6 protein-coding genes are annotated in these 8,251 nt (G+C 61.5%); 4 read left to right on the top strand and 2 right to left on the bottom strand.

Annotated features, from left to right (window positions below):
* Positions 1 to 122 precede the first annotated feature (122 nt).
* Genes FEM54_RS17870 through FEM54_RS17855 form a run of 4 tightly spaced genes read left to right on the top strand, consistent with a single transcriptional unit; the run spans position 123 to position 3,358 of the window.
* Positions 123 to 938: a MetQ/NlpA family ABC transporter substrate-binding protein gene (locus tag FEM54_RS17870; protein ID WP_138452217.1), complete on the top strand. Its 816-nt coding sequence runs from the start codon at positions 123 to 125 to the stop codon at positions 936 to 938.
* Positions 935 to 2,047 carry a methionine ABC transporter ATP-binding protein gene (locus FEM54_RS17865; RefSeq protein WP_138452215.1) on the top strand — a complete coding sequence of 371 codons (1,113 nt, stop codon included), beginning with the start codon at positions 935 to 937 and terminating at the stop codon, positions 2,045 to 2,047. The genes FEM54_RS17870 and FEM54_RS17865 overlap by 4 nt, the downstream gene beginning before the upstream one ends.
* Complete coding sequence (locus FEM54_RS17860; protein ID WP_017135739.1) at positions 2,037 to 2,681, top strand: methionine ABC transporter permease; 645 nt, start codon at positions 2,037 to 2,039, stop codon at positions 2,679 to 2,681. Before FEM54_RS17865 ends, FEM54_RS17860 begins: the two co-directional genes overlap by 11 nt.
* 50 nt (positions 2,682 to 2,731) lie before the next feature.
* A complete protein-coding gene (locus FEM54_RS17855; protein ID WP_017135740.1) occupies positions 2,732 to 3,358 on the top strand; it encodes a class I SAM-dependent methyltransferase in 627 nt (208 codons plus the stop codon).
* Positions 3,359 to 3,470: 112 nt separating this feature from the next.
* Here FEM54_RS17855 and FEM54_RS17850 read toward each other — a convergent pair whose 3' ends face one another.
* Positions 3,471 to 5,654: a glycoside hydrolase gene (locus FEM54_RS17850; protein ID WP_138452213.1), complete on the bottom strand. Its 2,184-nt coding sequence runs from the start codon at positions 5,652 to 5,654 to the stop codon at positions 3,471 to 3,473.
* A gap of 115 nt (positions 5,655 to 5,769) precedes the next feature.
* Positions 5,770 to 8,251 (bottom strand): efflux RND transporter permease subunit (locus FEM54_RS17845; protein WP_138452211.1); only part of this gene is annotated, 2,482 nt, incomplete at its 5' end.

Below are 8,251 nucleotides of genomic sequence, written 5' to 3'. Positions count from 1 at the left end.
GCCTGCGATGGCGGTGGGTCAGCAAAAAAAATGTGGCTGACAGACCGCTATCGCAGGCAAGCCAGCTCCCACATTTAGAACCGCATTGTTCTTATCCATTACCTTATGACTGGAAATCGATTATGAAAAAGACACGGCTCTCCCACCCAGTCAAAGCACTGGCCCTGGCCTTCGGCTTGTTCAGCTCGGCCGTATTTGCCGCCGACGCACCGCTGAAAATCGGCACCACCGCGGCCTTCGCGATTCCCCTCGAAGCCGCCGTGGCCGAAGCCGACAAGCAAGGCCTTAAAGTCGAGCTGGTGGAGTTCACCGACTGGATCGCGCCCAACGTCAGTCTGGCCGCCGGCGATATCGACGTGAACTACTTCCAGCACATTCCGTTCCTGGAAAACGCCAAGGCCGCCGCCGGTTTTGACCTGGTGCCGTATGCCCCGGGCATCATCAATAACGTCGGGCTGTATTCCAAGAAGTACACAACCATCAACGACCTGCCCCAAGGCGCCAGCGTGGCGATTGCCAACGACCCGATCAACAGCGGTCGCGGCCTGCAATTGCTGGCCAAGGCCGGGCTGATCAGCCTCAAGCCGGGCGTGGGCTACAAGGCCACCGAAGAAGACATCATCGCCAACCCGAAAAAGCTCAAGATCCTGCAAGTCGAGGCCGTGCAACTGGTGCGCGCCTATGACGACGCCGATCTGGTGCAGGGCTACCCGGCCTATATCCGCCTGTCCAAGACCTTCGATGCCGAGTCGGCGCTGCTGTTCGACGGCCTCGATCACCCGGAATACGTGATTCAGTTTGTGATCCAGCCCAAGAGCAAAACCGACCCGCGGGTGATCAAGTTCGTCGACATCTACCAACACTCACCGGTGGTACGTGCGGCGCTGGATAAATCCCTCGGCAAGCTCTACCAAGTCGGCTGGGAAGATAAAAAATGACCGCCGCCAACGCCCAACTGCGCGACCTGGGCACGCCGCCCAGGGCCGCCGAGCAGACAGAGCTGCACCCGGACCTGAACCGCGCCCATGTGCGTTTTATCAACCTGGGCAAAACCTATGACGGCGCCGTGCATGCCCTGCAAGGCATTGATCTGGCGATCCAGCACGGTGAAGTGTTCGGCATCATCGGCCGCAGCGGCGCCGGCAAGTCGTCGCTGATCCGCACCATCAACCGCCTGGAGCAACCCAGCAGCGGGCGCGTATTGATTGATCAGGTGGACATCGGTGAGTTCGACGAAGACCGCCTGGTGGCGCTGCGGCGGCGCATCGGCATGATCTTCCAGCACTTCAACCTGATGTCGGCCAAGACCGTGTGGCAGAACGTCGAACTGCCGCTGAAAGTCGCCGGTGTGCCCAAGCTGCAGCGTGAGCAAAAAGTGCGCGAGTTGCTGGAGTTGGTCGGCCTCAAAGACAAGCACAAAGCCTATCCGGCGCAACTCTCCGGCGGGCAGAAGCAGCGCGTGGGCATCGCCCGCTCGCTGGTGCATGACCCGCAGATTTTGCTGTGCGACGAAGCCACTTCGGCCCTCGACCCGGAAACTACCCAATCGATCCTCGGCCTGTTGCGCGAGATCAACCAGCGCCTGGGCCTGACCATCGTGTTGATCACCCACGAGATGGCGGTGATTCGCGATATCTGCGACCGCGTGGTGGTATTGGAACACGGGCGCATCGTCGAGCAAGGCCCGGTGTGGCAAGTGTTCGGCAACCCGCAGCACGAGGTCAGCCAAACCCTGCTGGCGCCGTTGCAACACGGGTTGCCGGAAGACCTGCAAAGTCGCTTGCAGGCTGAACCTGCGTCGACGGCGGCGGTGGTGTTGCGGTTGCAGTTCACCGGCAGCGCCGCGGACGAACCCGACCTGGCCGCGCTGTTCGCTGCCCTCGGAGGGCGCGTGCGCTTATTGCAAGGCGGTGTGGAACGGATTCAGGGGCATGCCCTGGGGCAATTGCTGTTGGCGGTAAATGGCTCGCCCCACAACGCCGAAGAGTTGCGCAGCCGCGCGGGGAATTGGGCGCAACAGGTAGAGGTACTGGGCTATGTGGTTTGATCGTTTATTGCAGGGCGCCATCGACACCTTGTTGATGGTCGGCGTGTCATCACTGATCGCGTTGCTGGCAGGTATTCCGCTGGCGGTGTTCCTGGTCACCAGCGACAAGGGCGGCATCTACCAAGCCCCCACGCTGAACCGCGTGCTGGGGGCGTTCGTCAATCTGTTCCGCTCCATTCCGTTTTTGATCCTGATGGTGGCGCTGATCCCGTTCACCCGGCTGATCGTCGGCACCACCTATGGCGTGTGGGCCGCCGTTGTACCACTGACCATCGCCGCCACGCCGTTCTTCGCGCGGATCGCCGAGGTGAGTTTGCGTGAGGTCGATCACGGCTTGATCGAGGCTGCACAAGCCATGGGCTGCCGGCGCTGGCACATTATCTGGCATGTGCTGCTTCCCGAGGCGCTGCCGGGGATTGTCGGCGGGTTTACGATTACCCTGGTGACGATGATCAACTCATCGGCCATGGCCGGGGCGATTGGGGCTGGAGGCTTGGGGGACATTGCGTATCGGTATGGCTACCAGCGGTTTGATACGCAGATCATGCTGACCGTGATTGTGCTGCTGGTGGCGTTGGTGGCGGTGATTCAGTTGGGTGGGGATCGGTTGGCGCGGGTGCTTAATAAGAGGTGAGGGAGAGGTGAGGTATAGTCGGGCAATCTCAGCGCCCGGTATTACCCGTCATGACCCTAAAGCCCGACGACCTCAACCAGATCACCACCACCACCCTCGGCCACTACAACAAAGTCGCCGAAGACTTCCGCGAAGGCACCCGCGATCACGATGTGAGCCAGAACATCGACGCCCTGCTGCGGCATATCCAGGGCACGCCCCCGTTCACCGTGCTGGATTTCGGCTGCGGCCCTGGGCGGGATTTGCAGACGTTTACGCGCATGGGGCATATCGCCGTCGGGCTGGATGGCTCTGAGCGCTTCGCGCAGATGGCGCGTGAAGACAGTGGTTGTGAAGTGTTGCAGCAGGACTTCCTGAAGCTGGCTTTACCCGCCGCGCGCTTTGATGGGGTATTTGCCAATGCGGTGCTGTTTCATATTCCCAAACAGGAACTGCCTCGGGTGCTCAAGCAGCTGCATGGGGCGCTGAAGCCGGGTGGTGTGTTGTTCAGTTCCAACCCTCGGGGTGAGAATCAGGAAGGCTGGAATGGGCCTCGGTACGGGTCTTATCACGACCTGGAGGCGTGGCGGGGTTTGCTGACAGAGGCTGGGTTTGTGGAGTTGGAGCATTACTACCGACCGGCCGGGTTGCCGCGGGAGCAGCAGCCTTGGTTGGCGAGTGTGTGGCGCAAGGCCTAGAGACTCGTTGTTTGATCTGACGCTATCGCAGGCAAGCCAGCTCCCACATTCGAAGGTATTCACACATCAAAATGTGGGAGCTGGCTTGCCTGCGATGGCGATTTAACCGGCGCTACGGATCCACCTGATACACCACCGGTTTTTCACCCACCACCAACGCCGTCACACTGCGCCCCACATACCCCTCTTGCTCCTGCACAGAAAAATTCGCCACCAACCTTGTGCCATCGGCAAAGGTAGTCTGCTGCACCTGTTTGTCCGCCGTCAGCCAACGGAAATCGGTCATCGCCTGAGCCGCCAAACGCTGATGCAACGGCCTGAAGAAACGGTCCTGACGCTGGATCACCGGCAGCCGCTGCTTAAGCGTCGCATCCGTGAGGTGATACAAAGGCGGCACGTTGTAGAGCAGTTGGGTCAGCTCGTTCTCGACCCGCACATTGCTCAGCTTCAGGTTGTCGAACAGCCAATGGTGGGTGGTGATGACCGAACCGTGGAACACCGCCTGGTACAGCGGCAGGCGCATGGTCGGGTCGAAGTACAGTGTGCGAAACGGCTCTTTCAATGGCACGGGCTTGAAGAACACCGCCGGCTGCTCCGGCGGGTACCAGTTGCCGACGTAATAGGGCGATTGCTTGTCCTGGGTCATCTGTCGATCGCCCCAGCCGATCACCGGCGTCTGCATGCCGTGGGCGAACAGAGTGCCTTGGGCGGTGCTGGCATTGCCATCTTCGGAACCCGCCGGCAGCTTGAGTACCGTGTTGATCCAACGGGAGGCGTCGATATTGCCTTCGGCGTTCTGCGCCTGAGTCATGGGCGCACTGTCACGGTAGCTGTCGAACACCATGCCGGTGGCGTAGGCATCCAGGAACCAGGCGTTAAAACCGGCCCTGGCCTGCACCGCCTTCACCCGTGCTTCCAGCAAAGGCCGTATACAGCGCGGGTCGATGTAGTGGCCCGATTGCTGGAAGCCGGTTTTCAGCTTGCCGTCCTTGAGCACAATCGCGCAGTCACGGTAGGCCTTGGCGCCCAGGTGCGCGGTGGTCCAGTCCGGGTTTTCGCTGGCGGACAAGGCGGTTTCATAGGAGTCGTAGGGCGCCACCAGGTAACCGGCTGCGACACCGGCGCGAATTGCTTCGGGATGCCACAGGCCACCTTCCCAGCCTTCGCCCAGGGTCAGCAACAGGCGCGGCAGCCCGGCGTCGCGCAGGGATTGAATCGTCTGGCTGCCCCAGGTCTCGGGGGTGCCGGTCAAGGCCCCGGCAAAGTCCTTGGCCAGCTCGCTGCGCAGTTCACCATAGCGGGCGGCGAGTCGGGTCATGTCCGGGTCTTCGACTTGCCAAGCCTGCCGCGCTTGCTGATTGATCGCCGCATTCAGGCCCCGCAACAAAACGCCTTGCTCATAACGGTTCAAAGCCTTGGCCTGCGCCAGAACCTGAGTCGCCTCTTTGTCCATCAACCCCTTGAGTGCATGGCCGCGCAAGCGTTTGACCAGCAGCGGCCAATCACGCACATCAGCGGGGGCCAGCAGGCTGTTGCCCCACAGGTAGACATGGCTGGCGCCCAGCAGTTTTTTGGCCTCGGGGGTTTGTTGCAGCTTGTCCGCCAGCGGCTCGTAGCGGCCCTGCTCTACCAGCCATTGGCGATAGCGCTTGGCACCGGCCAATGGGTCGGCGTCACCCAGGTGCAAGCGCAAGGTCATCGGCGCCGTGGGGTCAAGACGGGTAAATTCGTGAGCCACCGAAAGTGCCAGGCCCTGGCCGTCGGCCTGCCATTGCAAGTGGTTGTTGTAGGGGTTGGTCAGCAACCAGCTCAACGTGAAGCGGCCGTGATCCATGCCCCATAACGGCAGGCTGAGGTCCTGGGTAGTATTGAGTTCGCCCTGCTCCAGCAAAAACGCTTTCCACACGGCGTTACCGGCCGGTACGTAATGACCTTCGGCCAAGGGCCAGATCAACCCCTTGCCCATGGCCGCAGCGGGTTGGCGCAGCAGCGGCAGTTCACCCGGCTCGCGGGCGCTGAGGGTCAGGGACAGGTCGCGCTGCTCAAGGCGAGCCGTCAGGCGATAGGCGCCGTTGTCCCACTGCCAGGCAGCCTGCTCGGCACCCGCTTGCAAATCACTGACAGCATGGGCAGCCACACCGCTGGACGCCTGCACCGAGGTCTCGCCTGCGGGCGTAACGCGCAGCGCGAGCGTGGCGGGGTCGAGTTCGACACGCCACAGGGCGTTTTCCAACACGGTGCCGGCTAATGCCAGTGGAGATAACAACAGGCTGACAACCAGCAAAAAATGACGCATGGCACGGGCCTTCCAGACAAGATCAGGCCCGGAGGGTAATGCACATAAGCCTCAGCAAGTGTTCGAAAAGTGTTTCAAAGAACCTTCCCACATCCATTCAGGAAGGCTCCGATGGTCAGGCCTGTTCTTTTTTCGGCTCGCGAATCTTGTACCAAGCCACATACAACGCCGGCAAAAACAGCAGCGTCAGCAAGGTCGCAATGATGATCCCGCCAATCATCGCGTAAGCCATCGGCCCCCAGAACACTTCCCGCGCAATCGGGATCATGCCCAGGCTGGCCGCCGCTGCGGTGAGCAGGATCGGTCGGCGCCGGTGCTCGGTGGCTTCCACCACCGCGTCCCATGGTGTGTAGCCGGCCACTTCATATTCGTGGATCTGCGTCACCAGAATCACCGAGTTGCGGATGATGATGCCGATCAGCGCCAGAATGCCGAGGATCGCCACAAAGCCCATGGGCGTGCCGGTGGGGATCAGCGCCAGCACCACGCCAATAAGGCCCAGTGGCGCGACACTGGCCACCAGGAACATCTTCTGCACGCTGTGCAGCTGGATCATCAGGAACGTCGCCATCAGGAACAGCATCAGCGGCACCACCTTGGCAATCGGGCCTTGGGCCTTGCCGCTTTCTTCGACGGTGCCGCCGGTGGCCACCTTGTAACCCACCGGCAGCCCCGCGCTGAATTTCTCGATGGTCGGCGCCAGCTGTTTCACCAGGTCCGTGGGCTGCATCTCATCGCGCACCGAGGCCTTGATGGTGATCGTCGGCTTGCGGTCGCGACGCCATACCAGCGGCTGCTCCAACTCATAACGAACGGTGGCGAAGGCCAGCAGCGGAATCGAGGTGCCGTTGGGTGTGACGATCTGCAGGTTCTGCAAGGTTTCCGGCGTACCGCGCTCGGCATCTTCGGCGCGGCCAACGACGTTGATCAGGTAGATATCGTCGTGTACCTGGGTCACCGAAGCGCCGCTGACCACGCTGTTCATCAACTGCGCCACGTCTTCCGACGACAGCCCCAGTTGCCGCGCCTTGTCCTGGGCAATGTCCACGCGCAGCACTTTGCCGGGCTCGTTCCAGTCGTAGATGATCTCGCCCAGGTGGGTGTTCTGGTCCAGCAAGGTCGCCAGTTCGATAGCGTGCTTGCGCACCTGATCGATATCCTTGCCCGACACGCGATACTGAATCGGCCGCCCCACCGGCGGGCCCATTTCCAGCGGCTGCACATAACTGCCGATGCCGACAAAATCATCGCGCAGGCGTTTTTGCAGGCGCGCAATCAAGGCGCCGCGCTCTTCCAGGCCCTTGCTCACGATGACCAACTGCGCGTAGTAGGGGTTTTCCAGTTGCTGGTCCAGGGGCAGGTAGAAACGAATCGCGCCCTGGCCAATGTAGGTGCTCCAGCGCGCGATGTCCGGGTCGTCCTTGATGATTGCTTCAAGGCGGTCGACGGCCTTGCGCGTCTCATTGATCGAAGCGTTTTGTGGCAGGTTGAGGTCGACGAGGATTTCCGGGCGGTCCGAGGACGGGAAAAACTGGTTCTGCACAAACTGCATGGAGAACACCGAGGCCACAAACAAGCCCACGGTAATGCCGATGGCCCACCAGCGGTTGCGCATGGCCCAGAGCATGCCGCCATTGAAGGCGCGGCCGATGCGCCCAGGTTCGGCGTCATGCGGTTTCACGTTGGCGCTGAGGATATGCACGCCGATCACCGGCGCGAACAGCACCGCCACCACCCATGACACCAGCATGGCCACGGCAATCACCGCAAACAGGGTGAAGGTGTACTCACCCGCCGAACTGGCGTTGAGGCCAATCGGCACAAAGCCGGCGACGGTCACCAGCGTACCGGTGAGCATCGGGAAAGCCGTCGAGGTGTAGGCGTAGGTCGCCGCCTGCTCCTTGGTTTCGCCTTTTTCCAGGCGCGTGATCATCATCTCGACGGTGATCATCGCGTCGTCCACCAACAGGCCGAGGGCGATGATCAACGCGCCCAGCGACACCCGCTGCATGGTGATGCCGCTGTATTCCATGAACACGAACACCAGCGCCAGCACCAGTGGAATCGAGCACGCCACCACCAGGCCGGCACGCATGCCAAGGCTGATAAAGCTCACCACCAACACGATGATCACCGCTTCAAACAAGGCGCTGGTAAAGCCGCCGACGGCTTCTTCCACCACTTCGGCCTGGTCGGAAACCTTATGCACGCCGACGCCCACTGGCAGGTCGGCGGTCAGTTCGTCCATGCGCGTGTGCAGCGCCTTGCCGAAGGATTGGATATTGCCGCCCTTCTGCATGGCAATGGCCAAGCCAATCGCCTGTTTGCCGTTGAAACGGAACATCGGCCGCGCCGGGTCGACGTAGCCACGGCTGATATCGGCAATGTCCGCCAACCGGTAGAAACGGTCATTGAGCCGCAGGTTGACGTTGGCCAGGTCTTTCTCCGAGGCGAATTGCCCGGACGTGCGCACCGAAATCCGTTCCGGCCCGGCCTCGATCACCCCGGCAGGCGTCACGGCGTTCTGTGATTGCAGGCTTTGCACCACTTGGCGTTGATCAATGCCCAACGCGGCGAGTTTGCGCGTGGAGAAGTTC

It is taken from the genome of Pseudomonas edaphica, assembly GCF_005863185.1.
GTDB classification, from domain to species: domain Bacteria; phylum Pseudomonadota; class Gammaproteobacteria; order Pseudomonadales; family Pseudomonadaceae; genus Aquipseudomonas; species Aquipseudomonas edaphica.
This window is presented reverse-complemented; position numbering and strand designations above follow the sequence as displayed.

Coding starts and splice junctions, on each gene's coding strand:
- FEM54_RS17855 (WP_017135740.1), top strand. CDS start 2,732: ATGACCCTAAAGCCCGACGACCTCAACCAGATCACCACCACCACCCTC.
- FEM54_RS17850 (WP_138452213.1), bottom strand. CDS start 5,654: ATGCGTCATTTTTTGCTGGTTGTCAGCCTGTTGTTATCTCCACTGGCA.
- FEM54_RS17865 (WP_138452215.1), top strand. CDS start 935: ATGACCGCCGCCAACGCCCAACTGCGCGACCTGGGCACGCCGCCCAGG.
- FEM54_RS17860 (WP_017135739.1), top strand. CDS start 2,037: ATGTGGTTTGATCGTTTATTGCAGGGCGCCATCGACACCTTGTTGATG.
- FEM54_RS17870 (WP_138452217.1), top strand. CDS start 123: ATGAAAAAGACACGGCTCTCCCACCCAGTCAAAGCACTGGCCCTGGCC.